Source organism: Bartonella sp. MM73XJBT (genome assembly GCF_028618465.1).
Classification (GTDB): Bacteria; Pseudomonadota; Alphaproteobacteria; order Rhizobiales; family Rhizobiaceae; genus Bartonella.
Map to the genome: position 1 here is coordinate 102,400 of NZ_JAQISY010000001.1, position 19,130 is coordinate 121,529.

Annotated in this window: 16 protein-coding genes; 9 read left to right on the forward strand and 7 right to left on the reverse strand. The window is 38.4% G+C overall.

Annotated features, from left to right (window positions below):
- Positions 1-7: 7 nt before the first annotated feature.
- Positions 8-1,375, forward strand: coding sequence for a M17 family metallopeptidase (locus tag PVV69_RS00480; protein ID WP_273756039.1), 1,368 nt, complete (start codon positions 8-10; stop codon positions 1,373-1,375).
- Positions 1,376-1,535: 160 nt separating this feature from the next.
- Positions 1,536-2,396 (forward strand): NlpC/P60 family protein, encoded by an 861-nt coding sequence (locus PVV69_RS00485; protein WP_273756040.1) that lies wholly within the window; start codon positions 1,536-1,538, stop codon positions 2,394-2,396.
- Between the two features lie 710 nt (positions 2,397-3,106).
- Here PVV69_RS00485 and mutT read toward each other — a convergent pair.
- From mutT to PVV69_RS00500, 3 genes are all read right to left on the reverse strand, one after another.
- A complete protein-coding gene (gene mutT, locus PVV69_RS00490; RefSeq protein WP_273720023.1) occupies positions 3,107-3,520 on the reverse strand; it encodes an 8-oxo-dGTP diphosphatase MutT in 414 nt (137 codons plus the stop codon).
- 128 nt (positions 3,521-3,648) lie between these two features.
- The gene (argJ, locus tag PVV69_RS00495; RefSeq protein WP_273756041.1) at positions 3,649-4,881 is read right to left on the reverse strand and encodes a bifunctional glutamate N-acetyltransferase/amino-acid acetyltransferase ArgJ; all 1,233 of its coding nucleotides are present in this window, start codon (positions 4,879-4,881) and stop codon (positions 3,649-3,651) included.
- A 131-nt stretch (positions 4,882-5,012) separates the two neighbouring features.
- Positions 5,013-5,966, reverse strand: a complete 954-nt coding sequence (locus tag PVV69_RS00500) for a peptidylprolyl isomerase (RefSeq protein ID WP_273756042.1) — start codon at positions 5,964-5,966, stop codon at positions 5,013-5,015.
- A gap of 417 nt (positions 5,967-6,383) precedes the next feature.
- Here PVV69_RS00500 and secA point away from each other — a divergent pair, with 417 nt between their 5' ends.
- The 4 genes from secA (at position 6,384) to prmC (ending at position 11,656) form a co-directional block, all read left to right on the forward strand.
- A complete protein-coding gene (gene secA / locus PVV69_RS00505) occupies positions 6,384-9,101 on the forward strand; it encodes a preprotein translocase subunit SecA (protein WP_273756043.1) in 2,718 nt (905 codons plus the stop codon).
- A 15-nt stretch (positions 9,102-9,116) separates the two neighbouring features.
- Positions 9,117-9,536, forward strand: a complete 420-nt coding sequence (locus PVV69_RS00510; RefSeq protein WP_273756044.1) for a Fur family transcriptional regulator — start codon at positions 9,117-9,119, stop codon at positions 9,534-9,536.
- Positions 9,537-9,713: 177 nt separating this feature from the next.
- Positions 9,714-10,793, forward strand: coding sequence for a peptide chain release factor 1 (prfA, locus tag PVV69_RS00515; RefSeq protein WP_273754588.1), 1,080 nt, complete (start codon positions 9,714-9,716; stop codon positions 10,791-10,793).
- A complete protein-coding gene (gene prmC / locus PVV69_RS00520) occupies positions 10,790-11,656 on the forward strand; it encodes a peptide chain release factor N(5)-glutamine methyltransferase (RefSeq protein ID WP_273756045.1) in 867 nt (288 codons plus the stop codon). The genes prfA and prmC overlap by 4 nt, the downstream gene beginning before the upstream one ends.
- Here prmC and nrdF read toward each other — a convergent pair.
- From nrdF to nrdH, 4 genes are read right to left on the reverse strand one after another with little or no spacing between them, the layout of a single operon-like run.
- A complete protein-coding gene (gene nrdF / locus PVV69_RS00525; RefSeq protein ID WP_273720013.1) occupies positions 11,653-12,627 on the reverse strand; it encodes a class 1b ribonucleoside-diphosphate reductase subunit beta in 975 nt (324 codons plus the stop codon). The genes prmC and nrdF overlap by 4 nt on opposite strands.
- Before the next feature lie 11 nt (positions 12,628-12,638).
- A complete protein-coding gene (gene nrdE / locus PVV69_RS00530; protein WP_273756046.1) occupies positions 12,639-14,789 on the reverse strand; it encodes a class 1b ribonucleoside-diphosphate reductase subunit alpha in 2,151 nt (716 codons plus the stop codon).
- Positions 14,771-15,169: a class Ib ribonucleoside-diphosphate reductase assembly flavoprotein NrdI gene (gene nrdI, locus PVV69_RS00535; RefSeq protein ID WP_273756047.1), complete on the reverse strand. Its 399-nt coding sequence runs from the start codon at positions 15,167-15,169 to the stop codon at positions 14,771-14,773. Before nrdI ends, nrdE begins: the two co-directional genes overlap by 19 nt.
- Positions 15,169-15,393 (reverse strand): glutaredoxin-like protein NrdH, encoded by a 225-nt coding sequence (nrdH, locus tag PVV69_RS00540; protein WP_273720009.1) that lies wholly within the window; start codon positions 15,391-15,393, stop codon positions 15,169-15,171. Before nrdH ends, nrdI begins: the two co-directional genes overlap by 1 nt.
- Positions 15,394-16,088: 695 nt before the next feature.
- Here nrdH and PVV69_RS00545 point away from each other — a divergent pair.
- The 3 genes from PVV69_RS00545 to PVV69_RS00555 are packed head-to-tail and all read left to right on the forward strand — an operon-like array spanning position 16,089 to position 18,655.
- The gene (locus PVV69_RS00545) at positions 16,089-16,841 is read left to right on the forward strand and encodes a metal ABC transporter ATP-binding protein (RefSeq protein WP_273756048.1); all 753 of its coding nucleotides are present in this window, start codon (positions 16,089-16,091) and stop codon (positions 16,839-16,841) included.
- 4 nt (positions 16,842-16,845) lie between these two features.
- Positions 16,846-17,727, forward strand: a complete 882-nt coding sequence (locus tag PVV69_RS00550; RefSeq protein ID WP_273756049.1) for a metal ABC transporter permease — start codon at positions 16,846-16,848, stop codon at positions 17,725-17,727.
- Between the two features lies 1 nt (position 17,728).
- Entirely contained in the window at positions 17,729-18,655 is a 927-nt protein-coding gene (locus PVV69_RS00555; RefSeq protein ID WP_273756050.1) for a metal ABC transporter solute-binding protein, Zn/Mn family, read from the forward strand.
- Positions 18,656-19,130 lie beyond the last annotated feature (475 nt).

Sequence of the window (19,130 nt, forward strand, 5' to 3'; positions counted from 1 at the left end):
TATAAATATGCCTTCACATCACATTCATTTTAGCCAAAAACGTTTGGATAAGAGTTGCCCCATATTCTTGGTAAGTCCTGAAAGTCTTACTGATTTATCGCTTGATGCATCAACAACAGCATGGATGAAAGTTAACAATTTTACTGGGAAAGCAGGACAAATACTCTTCGTTCCTCATGAAACAGGACATTTAAAAAAAGTTTTCTTTGGACTTGGCAATGGTGATGAACCTTTTATCACAGGGCTTCTCGCTAAAAATCTTCCTGCTGGACATTGGCATTTAGAAGGCATAGCCTCCCACGAAATAAAGAGCTATCTTGGATTGGCATTTGGAAGTTATCAATTCAACCGCTATCGTCAACATTCTTCTTCTAAATCGTTGTCGATCTATGTCAATGATAGAGTTGATTTTGATGAGCTTCAACGAATTTATGAAACGATCTTTTTTGTTCGTGATCTCATTAATATTCCAGCCAATGATATGAGTCCTGATGGACTCGAGCAAGAAGTACACCAATTAGGAAAAACTTATGGTGCTGATGTCCAAAGTATCTGTGGAGATGAACTCTTAACACATAATTTTCCTATGATTCACGCTGTAGGACGCGCCAGTAGTACTGCACCACGACTGATTGAGCTACGCTGGGGTCAAGAAAACCATCCTAAAATAACATTGGTTGGTAAAGGCGTAAGCTTCGATACTGGAGGACTCGATATTAAATCAGCCAATAACATGTTACTCATGAAAAAAGACATGGGGGGTGGAGCACATGTTTTGGGACTGGCTAAGCTTATCATGGATGCCAAATTACCCTTTCGTTTGCGTGTTTTGATTCCAGCTGTTGAAAATGCAATTTCTGCTCATGCTTACAGGCCAGGTGATATCCTTCAAAGCCGTAAAGGCTTAACTGTTGAAATTGGCAATACAGATGCTGAGGGACGACTTATTCTTGCCGATGCACTTGCCTATGGTGATGAAGAAAGTCCACAATTCATGCTTTGTATGGCAACTTTAACAGGAGCAGCACGGATAGCATTAGGACCAGATCTTCCTGCATTTTATTGTAATGATGCAATATGGGCACAACAGATTTCTCAGTCTTCTCACTCTGTTTGTGATCCTCTTTGGCAAATGCCCCTTTGGAAACCTTACTTGGAAATGTTATCTTCACCAAATGCTGATCTGAATAACATAACTGGAAATAACTATGCCGGCTCTATAGTGGCTGCTTTATTTCTTAACTCTTTCGTTGAAAGAGCCGAACATTTTGCGCATTTTGATCTTTATGGGTGGGTTCCTAAAGAAAAACCAGGCTATCCTGTTGGTGGATCTGCACAAGTTATTCGTGCTCTTTATAATCTCTTTAAAAACTAAAAATTGACACAAAATATCCACAAAGATGGACAATTGTAAGGCTTTAGGAGTGGTTGCTTATCGTCTCTAATGATGCTCTGTGCTTTATTTAAAGATGAAAAGCTCTGCGCTTTTGCAGTTGTCATAAACTTATTTAAAGACAAAAATGAAAGAGAAGCGAATGGTCTCTAAAGATCCAAGGTTACATGCATTCAGAGAAGATCTCGCTGACAAACGTCTTGAAACAGAGGTCACAGCGCAGCGCTTTGTGCAAGGTGAAAAAAAACGCGTTCATGTACCTGTTGCTGGACTGTTTAAAGAAAACAGTAAAAAAAGCGAAATGCAAACAGAATGCTTACTTGGAGAAGAGCTTCTTATCTTTGAACAAGGGGAAGCTATGTCGTGGGGACAATCCCTCAAAGATGGTTATGTTGGCTATATCGATACAACAGCACTTTGCACATCAACTGTAAAACAAACACACATTGTTTCAGTACCACGTACTTTTCAATATTTCCAAGCTGATTTGCGTGGACCAATGGAATATCCTTTATCCATGGGAAGTAAGGTAAGTGTTGTTAATGAAGTTGAAGTCCGTGATACTATGTATTCTATACTTGAAAACGGAAAAGCAATTATTAGCAATCATCTCAGTCCCATTGGCCGTATATATAAAGATTATGTTGCCGTTGCTGAAATGTTCATCCGCACACCTTACCTTTGGGGTGGTGTCAGTGGTTTCGGACTTGATTGCTCAGGACTCATCCAGCTTTCTATGATTATGACCGGTCAAATGGTTTTACGCGATACTGATATGCAGCAAAAAACTATAGGTCATCAACTTTCAGACAGTGATAAACTTCAACGAGGTGATTTGATCTTTTGGAAAGGTCATGCTGCCATTATGGTTGATCATGAGAATGTCATTCATGCAAATGGGTTTTCTATGGACGTGACTATTGAGCCACTAGAGGAAACAATTATGCGTATCGCTCAAACATATCAGAAATATCCCGTAGAAAAACGCCGTCCACAATACTAGGAAAGTAAGTGGTATTTTTATAGATGAGCACAATTAACAAATATTTCTATTGCTGCATTTTTTCGTAGGTCGATTTAAATGCCTTAAAAATAACAAGGTGGATAGAAGAAAATTATTGATTCTATGGGCTACAAACATTTTTTAAAACTTATTGATATCAAAGAGAATTCATAACTCGATTTTTCTTAAAACTCACATTTAGTAGGAAGCTTTTATCAACACTCATAAATTTTTCGCGGATTGTGTAACTCACCAACCAATTTAGTAAATAGCTTGCATTAAAGTCTGTATATTACAGGTGATCTATGCATAAAGTGGAAATTATTATTAGGAACAGGTACTCTTGTGAAAGAGGTTTTGGAGGCGTTAAGCTTTTTTTACAAGAATGTGAATGTGTAACACGATAGCCCTCTGTATTACATGAGGGACATACCTCTATTAAAAGACCGTGAGAAACAAAAGCGTGAGGCATTGCGCACTCTCCATTGTTTTTAAATGTTGCTGTGGATATTTTTGAATGTCCCAACGTCGAATGTAAAAGACAGGGTAAAGCTACGACATATTGGCAATGAAGAAATTGGTTGCGCCAAAAGAACAATTTCTCATAAAACTTACAAAGTTTCCTCTTTAAAAGAGGCTTTTCTAACATTAAGGACTTATGGAAAGAAGTATTTTTTACTTGTAAAGGGCATTGTCTTTTCAAAAGCTTATTAAAGAAGAAATTTTTTCAACCGTTGAACCAATGGTTTATCAGCATCAGGCATAGGATATTCATCAAGATCGCCAATAAAAACCCATTTTAAATCTTGCCCTTCTCGTCCCCTAGCAACACCTTCATAATGGTAACAAAGATACAATGGCATTAGGAGATGAAATGTCTCATAGCTATGGCTTGCAAATGTTAAGGGTCGTAAATTGCCTGCTTGAACATGAATACCAAGCTCTTCTTCTAACTCGCGAATCAATGATGCCTCTGGAGTTTCGCCTTTCTCAACCTTTCCTCCAGGAAATTCCCATAAACCAGCTAGTGATTTTCCTTGAGGACGTTCTGTAAGCAAAACACGATTATCTTGGTCTAATAATGCACATGCAACAACAAGAAGAAGTGAACTTTTTATATGCATACCACTCTCCAAAAGGGATAAAGATAACCATTTCTTTCGTATTATCCCCTGCTCTAAAATGAAAAGTTAAAATACTCATATTCTTCAAAAATATACAGATATCCGCTGTCAAATTTATGATGTATCTGTTAGCTTCTGTAATCACCATTGATCATAACGTATTCCTTCGTTAAATCGCAAGACCAAACTGTCGCTTTGCCAACGCCCAAACCAATATCAACACGAATTGTGATGTGTTTTCCTTGCATATAAGCAGCTATTTTTTCTTCACAATATTCAGGATCTCGTTCACCATTGATCGCCAAACGATGTTCACCAAACCAAATTGTCAATAGATCACGGTCTACTTCAACACCTGCTTTGCCAACTGCCATAACCACGCGCCCCCAGTTCGCATCTTCACCAGCAATAGCCGTTTTTACAAGGGGTGAATTTGCAATTGATAGGGCAATAGTCTTCGCAGCATTGTCTGTTGTAGCACCAATCACATTCACTTCAATTAAATGACGCGCCCCTTCTCCATCACAAACAACTTGTAAGGCAAGCTCATGTAAAAGCGCATTCAAGTACTTTGAGAATACCCCATAACGCGGATCAGATCTCTGTGTAAGGGGAGGAAAGTTTTCTTTTCCTATCGCAAACATCATGAGTGTATCTGATGTTGAAGTATCGCTATCGACAGTAATCGAATTGAAAGACCCCTGAACCGCTTCTGATAACAAGGCTTGAAGTATATCCGAAGAAATTCCCGCATCAATTATGACAAAAGAGAGCATCGTTGCCATATCTGGTGCAATCATACCAGCACCTTTTGCTATTCCATTAATGGTAACAGTCTCTCCCCCACAATCAAATCTGCGCGTAGCAAGTTTTGGAAATGTATCCGTCGTCATAATAGCTTTTGCAGCCTCTAACCAATTCCCTTCTTTTGCCGTCTCCAGCATATTTGGTAAAAGACTCACAACAGCCGATGCATCCATTGGCTCACCAATAACACCTGTAGAAGCTATAAAAATTTCATTTTCTCTCACCTTCAAAGTATTTGCTGCAGCACACATAATTTCATTGGTTGTGTGTCTTCCTTTGCGTCCTGTAAAAGCATTCGCATTCCCAGAATTAACAACAACACCCCTCGCAACCCCGTGAGGAAGCGATGCGCGGCAGTGCTCCACAGGAGCAGAAGGGCATTTTGAGCGTGTAAAAACACCAGCTACACTTGCCGGTTTATCGAATATGATGAAAAGAAGATCTGTACGACCTTTATATTTAATCCCAGCTTCAGCTGTTGCTATCCGCACACCAGATAATGGCGGAAGTTCCAGTATGTTTTGCGGAGACAAAGGAGATATTTTCAAAGCCACTCTATGCTTTCCATAAAAATAGACAAAATGATTGTAGATAAGTCGTCTCTACATAAATCACTGCTTAGCTTTTTGAACAAAACTAATCACTCAAATTACCAGCAAAAATACTCTCTACCTCTTCTTCATTATTATTCCGTATCTTCTTCATCGGCTGTTTCATCCGGAAGTACTGTTCCATTCTGATTAATCGATTGCATAAGCTTTGTCACATTGGGATCAGGATATTTCACATCTATTTTGCTGCGCAAATCAACAATCAGCTTTTGGTAGCGGTCTCTTATCAGCTGTGTACGCAACATCTCTTTAACATCATCAAATGCAGGAGATTGTTTCAAACGACGATCTTCTACCTTAATAACATGCCAACCAAAAGGACTTTCAACAGGATTTTTGGTGTATTCACCAACTTTTAAGCCAAACGCAGCGTCTTCGAAAGGTTTGACCATTTGACCATGGCTAAAATAACCAAGATCACCCCCTACAGCCGCAGAACCATCTGTTGAAGTCTTTTTTGCAATCTCTTCAAAATTTTCCCCTTTATTTAAATGCTTAACGATAGCTTCTGCTTCTTTTTTCGTTTTGACCAAAATATGACGCGCCTTTACTTCATCCTCTTTAGGCAAAGCAGCAATTTCCTTTTTGTACAGAGTTTCTAAATCGGTATCAGAAATCTGATCAACAATTGTCTGTTTAAAATAAAGCTGCTGAAGAACATTATCACGCATAACCGCCATACGTTTATCATAAGCTTCACTCTTATCGATGCCCTTGTCCCTTGCTGCTTTCGCAAGTGCCTGCATATCCAAATAAGCTTTTAAAACCATTATACGGCGTTGTTCATCAGGAAAACGTACTAAACTAGGATTTATTTCAAGCGCTAAATCATCTAATTGTCCTGCAGTAATATCCTTCCCATCAATAACCGCCATCACATGAGAAGAAGGAACTGCCTTTTCTGAAGCTTTCTCCAAAGTCTTTAAATCATCTGATGGTGAATTCAAACTTTCTTGGGCTATCACCCCTACACTCGTACTTGTCAATACAGCTGATGCCAAAAATAGCGTGATAAAGTTGAATTTCATAAATATACTCCTTAAAAATGAAGGCAGATTCAAAATTCTCATTTTATTTGAATGTAGCATTTTAATCTCTAAACAAAGATAAATAAATCAGTAATTTTATTTAAAAAAGCATAAACTTGTCCTTTTATATTAGTTTATACCACCCTATCTCATGCTCATAGAAAACATAATAATATAGAAAATGACATATTATATCGTAAATTACTTGGTATTGTCTCAACTAAAAAGCACTCCTAAAGTTGACACGATGCACTTCGCCTCTTATCTCTATTTTACAATCAAATGAAAAATTGCACACCCACAAGTATAATGGTACCACTTGCATCCAGTTATGAAACACTTTTGGGATTGTAGAATATGGGGATAACATATGCATTACCCAATCATAATGGTAACAATTAAAAGAAAGGGCCAGAGATGGTCGGTTTAGGTGTTTTTGCACGCAAATTTTTTGGTTCAGCTCAGGAGCGACGTCTCAAAGCTCTTCGCCAAAAAGTTATAAAAATTAATGAGTTAGAAGAACAATTCGTGAAATTAAGCGATGCGCAACTCTGTCAAAAAACTGACGAGTTTCGTAAACGTCTCGCTACAGGTGAAACAGTTGACTTGCTCCTACCAGAAGCTTTTGCAACTGTCCGTGAAGCAGCAAAGCGTGTTTATGATATGCGTCCTTTTGATGTACAGCTTATTGGTGGAATGGTCCTTCATGACTGTGGTATTGCTGAAATGCGCACTGGTGAAGGTAAAACATTAATGGCAACTTTGCCAATTTACCTCAATGCATTGGAAGGGAAAGGCGTTCATGTCGTAACAGTCAACGATTATCTTGCTAACCGTGATGCTGAAACAATGGGAAAAATCTTCGGTTTTCTAGGGCTAACAACAGGCGTGATTCTCCATGACCTTGATAGTGATGCCCGTAGAGCAGCCTATGCATGCGATATCACCTATGCAACAAATAATGAATTGGGCTTTGATTACTTGCGCGATAATATGGCTTTTGATTGTAGTCAAATGGTCCAACGTGGACATCATTATGCCATTGTTGATGAAGTTGATTCGATTCTCATTGACGAAGCACGTACTCCTCTTATCATTTCTGGTCCTCTAGAAGATCGTACTGATTTCTATAACCTTATTGATACATTTATTCCCGCTTTAACTCCAGAAGACTATGAAATAGACGAAAAACAAAAAACAACAACCTTTACTGAAGTTGGTACTGAAAAAATTGAAAAAATGCTCGAACAAGCTGGATATCTTAAAGGTGAAAGCCTTTATGATATAGAAAATGTTGCTATCGTCCATCATGTCAATAACGCCCTTAAAGCCCATAAACTGTTTGTCCGTGATAAGGATTACATTGTACGCAATGATGAAATTGTTATCATTGATGAATTTACAGGTCGTATGATGCCAGGACGGCGTTATTCTGAAGGCCTCCATCAAGCCTTAGAAGCTAAAGAGCATGTTGCTATTCAACCAGAAAATCAAACACTTGCTTCCATTACTTTCCAAAATTATTTCCGTATGTATAGAAAACTTTCTGGAATGACTGGAACAGCCAAAACAGAGGCTGAAGAATTCAGTAATATTTATGGCCTTGAGGTTGTAGAAGTCCCTACAAACTTGCCCATACAGCGTCTTGATGAGGATGATGAGATCTACCGAACAGCAGAAGAGAAATATCGTGCTATTGTCCGTGATATCCGTCAAGCGCATGAAAAAGGACAACCTATTCTTGTTGGAACAACGTCTATTGAAAAGTCAGAACAATTAGCAGAACGTTTACGAAAAGAAGGCATTACCGATTTTAGAGTCTTAAATGCCCGCTATCATGAGCAAGAAGCGTATATTATTGCACAAGCAGGTGTTCCTGGAGCTCTCACCATCGCAACAAACATGGCGGGTCGTGGTACTGATATACAGCTTGGGGGGAATGTTGAGATGCGTATCCGACAAGAATTACAGGATATGCCAGATGGAACAGAACGGACTGCTAAAATTGAAGAAATAAAAAAAGATGTCAAACAGCTTAAAGAACAAGCGTTAGCCGCTGGTGGTCTTTACGTTATCGCTACTGAACGCCATGAGAGTCGTCGTATTGATAACCAGCTGCGTGGACGTTCTGGTCGCCAAGGTGATCCTGGGCGCTCAAAATTCTTTCTTTCTCTCCAAGATGATCTCATGCGTATCTTCGGTTCCAACCGTATGGATAGTATGCTGCAAAAGCTTGGATTAAAAGAAAATGAAGCGATTACCCATCCGTGGATTAATAAAGCCCTCGAAAAGGCGCAAAAAAAAGTCGAAGCACGAAACTTTGAAATTCGTAAAAACTTGTTAAAATATGACGATGTCATGAATGATCAACGCAAGGTTATTTTTGAACAGCGTATGGAAGTCATGAATGCAGATGATTTGACAGACATGATCCTTGAAATGCGTAATGAAGTGGTTGAAGATCTCGTAGAAGCTTATATCCCATCTGGAACATATTCTGAAAAGTGGAATGTGAAAGCTCTACAAGAGGAAATTCACCAACTCTTCAATCTTGAGCTTCCAATCGAGATATGGGCAAAAGAAGATGGAATTGCCGAAGAACAAATTTTAGAACGCGTATCAAATGCTGTTACAAAACTTGAAAATGAACGTACTGAGCGCTATACTCCAGAGGTCATGGCTTATTTTCATAAAGCAATATTACTTGAAACTATTGACACGTTATGGCGTGAGCATTTGGTAAGTTTAGATCATCTGCGTTCTGTTGTTGGCTTTCGTGGTTATGCCCAACGGGATCCACTCAATGAATATAAGACTGAGTCCTTTGAACTTTTTCAGAGCATGCTAAAAAGTTTACGCAGAATCGTGATTTCTAAACTCATGCGTTTTGAAATTATTCAGCAACCAACAGAACCACTCATGCCTGTGCAAACGGATGTAGATCACTTTGTTCCAAATGATCAAGAGGAAGGAAAAACTTCCACTCTGTGGGCACGAACACAAGAAAATAAAATTGTTAACCCGAAAGACCGTGATCCCAACGACGTTACCACATGGGGCAAGGTGGGACGTAATGAACGTTGTCCTTGTGGTTCAGAAAAAAAATACAAACATTGTCATGGTGCCTTCGTTTAAAAAACAATGAAGAAGATGAAGAAAAAGCGAAATTATGAGAAGGAGTTACGTGCTGCTGGTCTAAGAGTAACACGTCAAAGGCGCATTATTCTTGATATTTTGGCTGAAACAAACGACCATCCAAATGCGTTTGAAATTTTTCAGCGTGCTCACAAAATAGATTCGAGTATTTCGCTTTCAACCGTTTATAGAACAATGAAAACATTAGAAGGGAATGGAACAATTCATCGTCATAGCTTTAGTGGTGGCCCTTCTCGTTTTGAGCAAGCAGATGGCCAACATCATGATCATCTCATTGATGTGGAAACAGGGCAAGTTATCGAATTTCATTCTGATATCATTGAAAAGTTGCAAGAAGAAATTGCTAAATCCCTTGGCTATAATATTATTCATCATCGCCTTGAACTTTATGGGAAAAAAACAACTCTTGAGTAGCTCATCTCGCATGTATCATCAAAAACACGCTTTATGAAAAGCAGATTTTCTACAAGTTTACTCGAAAAATCTATAGTTTTCATTGGCAAGAGAGTTTTTCTGCTTTATTAGCCTCTTTATCTGATTGCTATAAGGCAACCAATTGCTCGTATTACAACAAAATAGGCTAATATTGTCATGGTTTCTTTGCCAAAAGATCGTATGAGACAGCTTGAAAAGCGCTTCGAAATAATTGAAAGCCAAATGGCAAAAAACCCAGATGCTGAAACTTATGTGAAATTAGCTTCTGAGTATGCAGAACTACAGCCAATTGTTTCTTCTATACGAACACTCAGTGCTCTTTATAGAGAAATTACGGATCTCGAGACACTTATCAGTGATAAACTCACAGATACAGAGATGCGTCATCTTGCCCAAGAAGAATTACCATTGTTATGTCAGAAAATAGAACAACTTGAGCAAGAACTCCAGATTCTTCTTTTACCTAAAGACGTTGCTGATGAAAAAAGTGCCATTGTTGAAATTCGCGCAGGAACAGGCGGTTTAGAAGCAGCACTTTTTGCAGGAGATCTTTTCCGTATGTATGAGCGTTATGCCGCTTCCCATAACTGGAAAGTTGAAGTTGTTTCACTTAATGAGGGAGAAGTTGGTGGATATAAAGAAATTATTGCCAGTATTTCAGGGAAAGGCGTTTTTTCTAAACTGAAATTTGAATCAGGCGTTCATCGTGTACAACGCATCCCTGAAACAGAAACCGGTGGACGTATCCATACATCTGCTGCTACCGTTGCTGTCCTTCCAGAGGCTGAAGAAATTGATATTGAAATTCGTCCTGAAGATATCCGCATTGACACCATGCGTGCCTCTGGAGCAGGAGGACAGCATGTCAATACAACGGACTCAGCTGTTCGTATCACGCATATTCCAACAGGGATTATGGTTGTGCAAGCAGAAAAATCACAACACCAAAACCGTGCACGGGCGCTGCAAATTTTACGTGCACGCCTATTTGATATCAAACGACAAAAAGCGGAAAATGAACGTTCCGCTTCCCGTAAAAATCAGGTTGGCTCTGGTGATCGCTCAGAACGTATTCGTACCTATAATTTTCCACAAGGACGTGTCACTGATCACCGTATTAATCTCACTCTCTATAAACTTGACCGCATTCTAGAAGGAGAGCTTGATGAGATTATTCACGCACTCATATCCGATCATCAGACAGCCCTCCTTATGGAAATGGATGATCATGGATGAACGCGTATACTCTCAACAATGTTATCCGACAAACTCAAGAAAAATTGCGCACTCAGGGAGTTTCTGAAGCCAATCTTGAGGCAAAAATACTTGTTGAATGGATCACAAATACAAATGCAGCAGATAGAATTCTTCAACCAAATTTCTGCCTATCTTTTGAACAAATTGCACAATTAGAAAGCGCCATTCAACGACGTATTGCTGGCGAACCTGTCTACCGTATTATAGGCGTGAGAGAATTTTATGGTATATCTTTCGCACTCTCTCAAGAAACATTAGAACCTCGTCCTGATACAGAGACATTGGTAGATCTTGTTTTACCATTCCTCAAAAAACAGAGTGAAAAATCAGAAAAAATAACGCTACTGGATATGGGAACAGGAAGCGGTGCTATTGCTATTGCAATTCTTAAACAAGTTCCTCAATCTTATGCAGTGGCTGTTGATATTTCTGAAAATGCCCTCAAAACAGCGACAAAAAATGCAAAGAATGCAGATGTTATCAATCGTTTTACACCCCTTCTTAGTGATTGGTTTGATTCTGTTACAGGTCAATTTGATCTTATTATTTCCAATCCACCCTATATTCCAGAAAAAGATATCCAAAATCTTGCAAAAGAAGTGCGGCTCTATGATCCATTGCGTGCACTGATCGGTGGAAAAGATGGTCTTACTTTTTATCGAAAGCTTTCTGACAAAGCCGCAAACTACTTAAAAGCAGAAGGTTATGTTGCTGTCGAAATCGGCTGCTTTCAAGAAAAAGACGTTTGCGACTTATTTGAAAAAAATGGCTTTAAGTGCTTAGAAATACGCAAAGACTTAAGTGGTATCCCCCGCGCCCTTCTCTTTGTATACAACTCTTAAAATTCCCAATCATCATCTGTCGTTGCAACTGCCTTGCCAATGACATACGAGGAACCTGCTCCTGAAAAAAAGTCATGATTTTCATCAGAGTTTGGTGATAAAGCAGCCAAAATAGCTGGATTAACACGACAAACTTCAGGTGGAAAAAGAGCTTCAAAACCCAGATTCATTAAGGCTTTGTTAGCATTATAATGAAGAAAAATTTTCACATCTTCTGTCAATCCAAGTGCGTCATAAAGATCTTCAGTATATTTGCATTCAATATTATAAAGATCAAAGAGTAAGTTAAAAGCAAAGTCTTTAATTTCTTGCTTTTTGTCCTCATCAAGTTTTGCAAACCCTAATTGAAATTTATAGCCTATATAGTAACCATGGACAGCTTCATCACGAATGATAAGCCGAATAAGATCAGCTGTATTTGTTAATTTAGCACGGCTGGCCCAATACATAGGCAAATAAAAACCAGAATAGAACAAAAAGCTTTCTAGCAGAGTCGAAGCAATTTTCTTCTTTAGCGGATCATTGCCTTCATAACGTTCAAGCACTAATCTGGCTTTTTTTTGTAAATGAATATTTTCCTCTGACCATCTAAACGCATCATCAACTTCTACCGTCGAACAAAGGGTTGAAAAAATAGAAGAATAAGAACGCGCATGAACCGCTTCCATGAAGGCAATATTTGTCAATACTGCCTCCTCATGCTCTGTTATTGCATCAGCGAGCAGTGCAATGGCTCCTACGGTATTTTGAATCGTATCTAGAAGAGTTAATCCGGTAAAAACACGAATTGTGAGCTTGCGTTCTTCCTCCGTCAAACTTGACCATGAAGGAATATCATTAGAAAGCGGAACCTTTTCAGGCAACCAAAAATTTCCAGTTAAGCGGTTCCATACTTCAAGATCTTTCTCATCATGCAATCTATTCCAATTGACAGCGCAAACAACAGGATTTTGGGTTGTAATCTTTGTCATATGATTATCTCCTATAGACTGCATGAAACACAGCCATCCACTTCTGTTCCACTCAACGCTACTTGCCGCAACCGTATATAATAAATACTCTTTATACCCTTTTTCCAAGCATAAATTTGTGCACGGTTAATATCACGCGTGGTAGCAGTATCCGGAAAAAAGAGCGTTAATGAAAGACCTTGATCAACATGCTGCGTAGCAGCAGCATAGGTATCAATAATCTTTTCAGGACCAATCTCATAAGCATCTTGGTAAAAATCCAAATTTGTATTATCCATGTAAGGAGCAGGATAATAAACGCGCCCAATTTTTCCCTCTTTGCGAATTTCAATCTTCGAAGCAATTGGGTGAATAGAAGAGGTCGCATGATTAATATAAGAAATAGACCCAGTGGGGGGAACAGCTTGCAGGTTGCGATTATAAAGCCCATACTCAACAACTAAATCCTTGAGTTCCTGCCAATCCTTTTGATCTGGTATAGCAATATTATTCCGTGCAAAAAGCTCTTGTACAAGTGCAAATTGCGGCTTCCATTCTTTCTCAATATATTTGTCAAAAAAACGACCGTCTGCATAAGCGGACTTTTCAAATCCTGCAAAAATTTTCTTACGCTCGCGTGCAATTAAATTGGAAGCACGTATTGCATGATAGGTTACCGTATAAAAATAGATATTGGTAAAATCAATCGCTTCTGGAGACCCATAATAGATCTTCTCACGCGCTAAAAAACCATGTAAATTCATTTGTCCCAAACCAATCGCATGGCTTTCAGCATTGCCTTTGGCAATGGAGGGTACACAGGCAATATCGCTCATATCGGAAACAGCAGTAAGAGCACGAACAGCAGCTTCCACTGTTCGCCCAAAATCAGGACTTTTCATTGCTTTGGCAATATTCATGGAACCAAGATTACAAGATATATCACTTCCAATAGTGCGATATGTTAAATCCGTCTCTAGTTCACTTGCTTCACTCACCTGTAAAATTTCTGAACATAAATTACTCATACTTATACGTCCAGCTATCGGATTGGCTCGATTAGCAGTATCCTCAAACAAAATATAGGGATAACCTGATTCAAATTGAATCTCCGCTAAGGTTTGGAAAAAAACACGTGCACTTATTTTCTTTTTACGAATCCTTGCATCATCAACAAAAGACCTATAATGCTCAGTCAAAGAAATATCGCTAAAGGGTTTGCCGGTAACGCGCTCAATATCATACGACGAGAATAGGTACATATCCTCATTATTACGTGCAAGCTCAAAAGTAATATCGGGAATAACAACACCAAGCGAAAGCGTTTTAATTCTGACTTTTTCATCAGCATTCTCACGCTTTGTATCCAAAAACTTCATAATATCTAAATGATGTGCATGTAAATAAACAGCACCAGCCCCCTGCCGTGCACCAAGCTGATTGGCATAAGAGAAAGAATCTTCCAACAGTTTCATCACAGGTAAAACACCTGAAGATTGATTTTCTATCTGCTTGATCGGAGCTCCCGCTTCTCGCAAATTTGTCAAACAAAGCGCTACTCCACCACCGCGCTTTGAAAGCTGTAAAGCTGAATTAACCGAACGCCCTATGGACTCCATGTTATCTTCAACACGCAACAAAAAACACGACACCAACTCACCACGCTGTTTTTTCCCTGCATTTAGAAATGTCGGTGTAGCAGGTTGAAACCGTCCTGTAATAATTTCATCTACAAAAATCTCAGCAAGAGTCTTATTGCCCTGTGCTAAATATAAAGAAACAAGGCACACACGATCTTCATAACGCTCAAGATAGCGCTTTCCATCAAAAGTCTTCAGTGTATAGCTGGTATAATACTTAAATGCACCTAAAAACGTGGGAAAGCGAAACTTAAACGCGTAAGCACGCTTAAAAAGCTTCTTAATAAAAGAAAAATCATAAAGCTTAAACAAATCTTCTTCATAGTAACCTTCCTCTATCAAGTAGTCTATTTTTTCCTTCAAATTATGAAAAAAAACCGTATTTTGGTTAACATGCTGAAGAAAATATTGCCGCGCTGCAAGTCTATCCATATCAAATTGGATATGACCATTTTCATCATAAAGATTAAGCATCGCATTCAGTGCATGATAATCTGTGATCTGACTTGTTTTTTGCGACTGTTCTATACCAATTGTTTCCAAAATCTTTCCAATCCCTTTTTTACACAAATAACATCTTCATCAGTTCCACGCAGCTCAAAACGATAAAGGCAAGGTACAAAACATTTTTCAGAAATGATCTTGCTTGCTAAACTATAATAGCGACCAAAATTACGATTCCCACCACCAATGACACCACGAATGAATTTGCGGTTCTCACTTTCATTGAGGAAATGAATAACTGCTTTCGGCACAGCTCCTCTTCCTTCACCATCTGCATAAGTCGGAACAATCAATACATAAGGTTCATCAACCAACACAGACGGTTTTTTCTTATCAATTTTGAAGAGTCGTTGACCAAGCTGCGAAACAAAATGTTCAGTATTACCCGTAGCACTCGAATAATAAACAATAAGTCCCATTAAACACAAAGACCACTAATCATATCTGGTCTAAAACCAGACCAATGATTTTCACCACAAACGACGACAGGAACCTGACGATAACCCAAAGATTGAACAAAATGATAGGCTTGTTCATCACGGGAAATATCTACAACACGATAATTAATACCTTTAGCATCAAAGGCACGACGTGTAGCATCACATTGGACGCAAGATGGTTTGCTATAAATAGTGACCGGCATTTTCTTCAACTTTCACAATCTTAACAAATCAACCCTCAAAGGGTTCATTCTGATAACTTTATAAATACTCAAGGATAACAAAAAAACAGAAATCGTACGCAAACACATATAGCTATACTCTTTATTCAAATAACACATAGCTTCCTGAATAGAATAGAAGTCCCCATCAAATAATTTTAAAATTATGATGAGAATAAATGATCATTCTACAACTTAAATGGCAAAGCCTTTCAGTTATAAAATAATCTTTTGTCTGCATTACAATTCCCTCCTGCTGTCTAAAAAACTAACGCCCCCAGCCACTGTTTTCCAATAGCTTAGTTTTACTCTTACGACAAAAATCAACTTACAAAAACGAAAGGAAATTCTTCCAAAAGAGCTTCCCGCCAGAATACTGTTCTACTCTTGGCTAATAAACTCTTCTACAATCACATTATGGAAATAACTTAGACACCAAACGAAACACACTACACCCTCACTTGTGCTTATTTAGAATCACCAATCATTTTGATACTATATATAGTATACACACTCTCTCTTTCGTCAAGGCAAATTCAATCATTATTTTTAATTTTCCACGATCTTCCCACTAAAAATCTCACTACCCAAAACATATGTAATAATATAACGTTTTATTGACAAACGTTATATTATTACATATGTCTATGAGATAATAATCAAAGATGGTAACAAGTATGGATCTGCATTTTGAACGTGCAACTTTAGGCTATGGAAAAAGAATAGCAATAAGAGGCTTTTCAGCAAAGTTAAAAGCTGGCTCGTTGGTAGCAATAACGGGTGATAATGGCTCTGGAAAATCTACGCTCTTGAAAACTATCGCTGGCTTGATTAAGCCTCTCAAAGGTAAAGTTATAAAGCCAAAGAAAAGCCGGATTGCTTATCTTGCTCAGCAATGTGACATAGACAAGACATTTCCCATTGATGTGAGGACGTTGATCCAAACAGGATTGTGGTCTTTTTGTGGATTGTGGAAAGACCAGCGTCCTTATTACTCTAAAATCCAGAATGCTCTTGAAATGGTTGGACTTACAGCACTCGCTACCCGTCCCCTTGAGACACTGTCAGGTGGACAGTTACAGCGTGCTCTTTTTGCACGTGTTATTGTACAAGATGCCGATATTATCTTGCTTGATGAACCTTTCAATGGTGTAGATTATAGTACCCAAAAAGATCTTCTTTCCCTAATCTCACACTGGCAACAACAAGGACGAACAGTTCTTACAGCACTCCATGATCCCCTCATTGTGCAAAAATGTTTTCCCCAAATGCTTCACATTCATCAACAACATGCTTTTTATGGAGAAACACCCCAATTCTTCTGTGATAACATGCATCACATTATGTCTCCTCTTACACCCAGCTCTTTGCCTATCAACACGCTAAAACAACATTTTTCTCTCAATGATTCGCAATCTATGGGGTTATAGAGACGTGTACGCATTTTTTTTTGCCCCCTTCGTTGATTTCCATTTCATGCAAAATGCTCTTATCGGTTCAATCCTCCTCTCCATCAGTGCTTGTCCGGTTGGTGTATTTCTGATGCTACGTGGAATGAGCTTAACAGGAGATGCTATATCCCACGCCATTCTACCTGGTGTTGCTGCTGCTTTTCTGCTAAGTGGATTTTCACTACTATCTATGACTCTTGGTGGTATTTTCGCTGGCATCATTGTTGCTTTGGCCACAGCCCTTATTTCACGAAATAGTATTCAGAAAGAAGACGCATCAATGACAGTCTTTTATCTTATTGCACTTGCAACAGGTGTCATTATTATTTCCCTGAAAAACTCAACAATTGAACTGCTTCATCTCTTATTTGGCTCGGTGCTTGCACTGGATACACAAACCCTTTTACTCATCACCACGATCATGTTGATCACAATATGCAGTCTTTGTATTTTCTGGCGCGCGCTCGTATTAGAAAGCTTTGATCCCCTCTTTTTTAAATCGCTCTCTCCATTGAGTAAATATGTCCATATATCATTGCTTGGACTCGTCGTATTAAATCTGGTTGGTGGTTTCCAATCACTTGGCACATTACTTTCTGTCGGCATTATGATGATTCCAGCTATTACAGCCCGTTTTTGGCTTTCGCGTTTGGGACCTATCTGCATACTTTCTACCCTTTTAGGAATCATTGCTAGTATATGTGGTCTACTGCTTTCTTTTCATCTGTCACTTCCCTCCGGCCCTGCTATTATCATTGTCGCAGGATCTATTTATCTTTTTTCCTGCTTTATCAGTCCACGTGGTTTTATTGTGACATGGTTTCCTCACCTGTTTTATACATCCCTCCCTCGTTTAAGGAAATAATGTGTCTAAATTTATTCAAAAATTGATTCTACGTGGAACCCTCTTATCGCTTGTCCTTTTTCCATTTTCTGCTGTTGCACAACATACAATTAAAGTTGTCGTGAGTTTTTCTATTCTTGCAGATTTAGTCAAAAATGTAGGAGGCAATCATATCTCTATGACTACTTTTGTCGGACCTAATGCAAATACCCATACTTATGAACCAGTCCCCCGAGATGCCCAAGCTCTTAGAAATGCTGATATTATTTTCATCAACGGACTCCATTTAGAGGGATTTATTGACCGTCTTATCACAGCAAGCGGGACAAAGGCGCTTCTTGTTGAAGTGGCTGCCAATATTTCTCCCCTTAAAATGAAAAATCAAGAGCAGAGTGCCCAACCACATCATCACCACAGTAACATTGATCCCCATGCTTGGCAAACTATCCCTAATGTTGAAATCTATATCAAAAATATTGCTGCTGCTTTTTGTAAAATCGATCAACAATCCTGTCTAAGCTACAACAAAAATGCTAAGATCTACCTCCAAAAGCTTAAAGAAACACAAGAAAAACTTAAAACAAAGATTGCCATAATCCCAAAAGATCAGCGCATTATCATCACATCTCACGATGCTTTTGGTTATTTTGCCCAAGAATATGGTTTTACTATCCTTGCGCCGCAAAATACTTCAAAAGAAGCTGAAGCAACAGCAGGTGATGTGGCCAAACTTATCAAACAAATTAAAACCAATAAAGCAACAGCACTGTTTGTTGAAAATATCTCTAATCCGCGTCTTATAAAACAGATTGCAAAAGAAACAGGGTTAAAAATTGGTGGAACATTATATTCCGATGCATTATCGGACGAAAATGGTCCTGCTGCAACTTATCTCGATATGATGGAACATAATGTGAATACCATTATTGACGCTATTACAAAACATTAAGAAGCATTTTATAAAAGAATGAACAAACCTTGATTCTTAAGAGAACAGCAAACTCTTCTGAATACCTGCTTCTATTCCATGAAAATGGTTTGTTCTATCATTTTTACGCACCCCTAAAATCACGTTCATGGGAAAAATTCTTCTTTTGGCACCCCAATATGTCCTATGATGTGTTAAACAGAATAATACTACAAAAAAGCTTAAAATCTCTTCCGAATTAAAGTTTTTATAGAAATTATCCAAAACCCATCACCAAAATGCCTCTTTATCGTTTTTAAAATCTGATCCTCATACTGATCAATCAATTTGTCACAAGTGAAAACACCATTTATACTTGAATTCACTTTCTTGTTTTTTAATTTGTTTCCCTATGCATTGATAACAGGAGCTCATTATGTGAATAAGTGTAATTATATTTTGTTTTAAAATTGTTTTTTTCCTAAAATCAATATTTGGGGGGTAATAATTTTTCTGT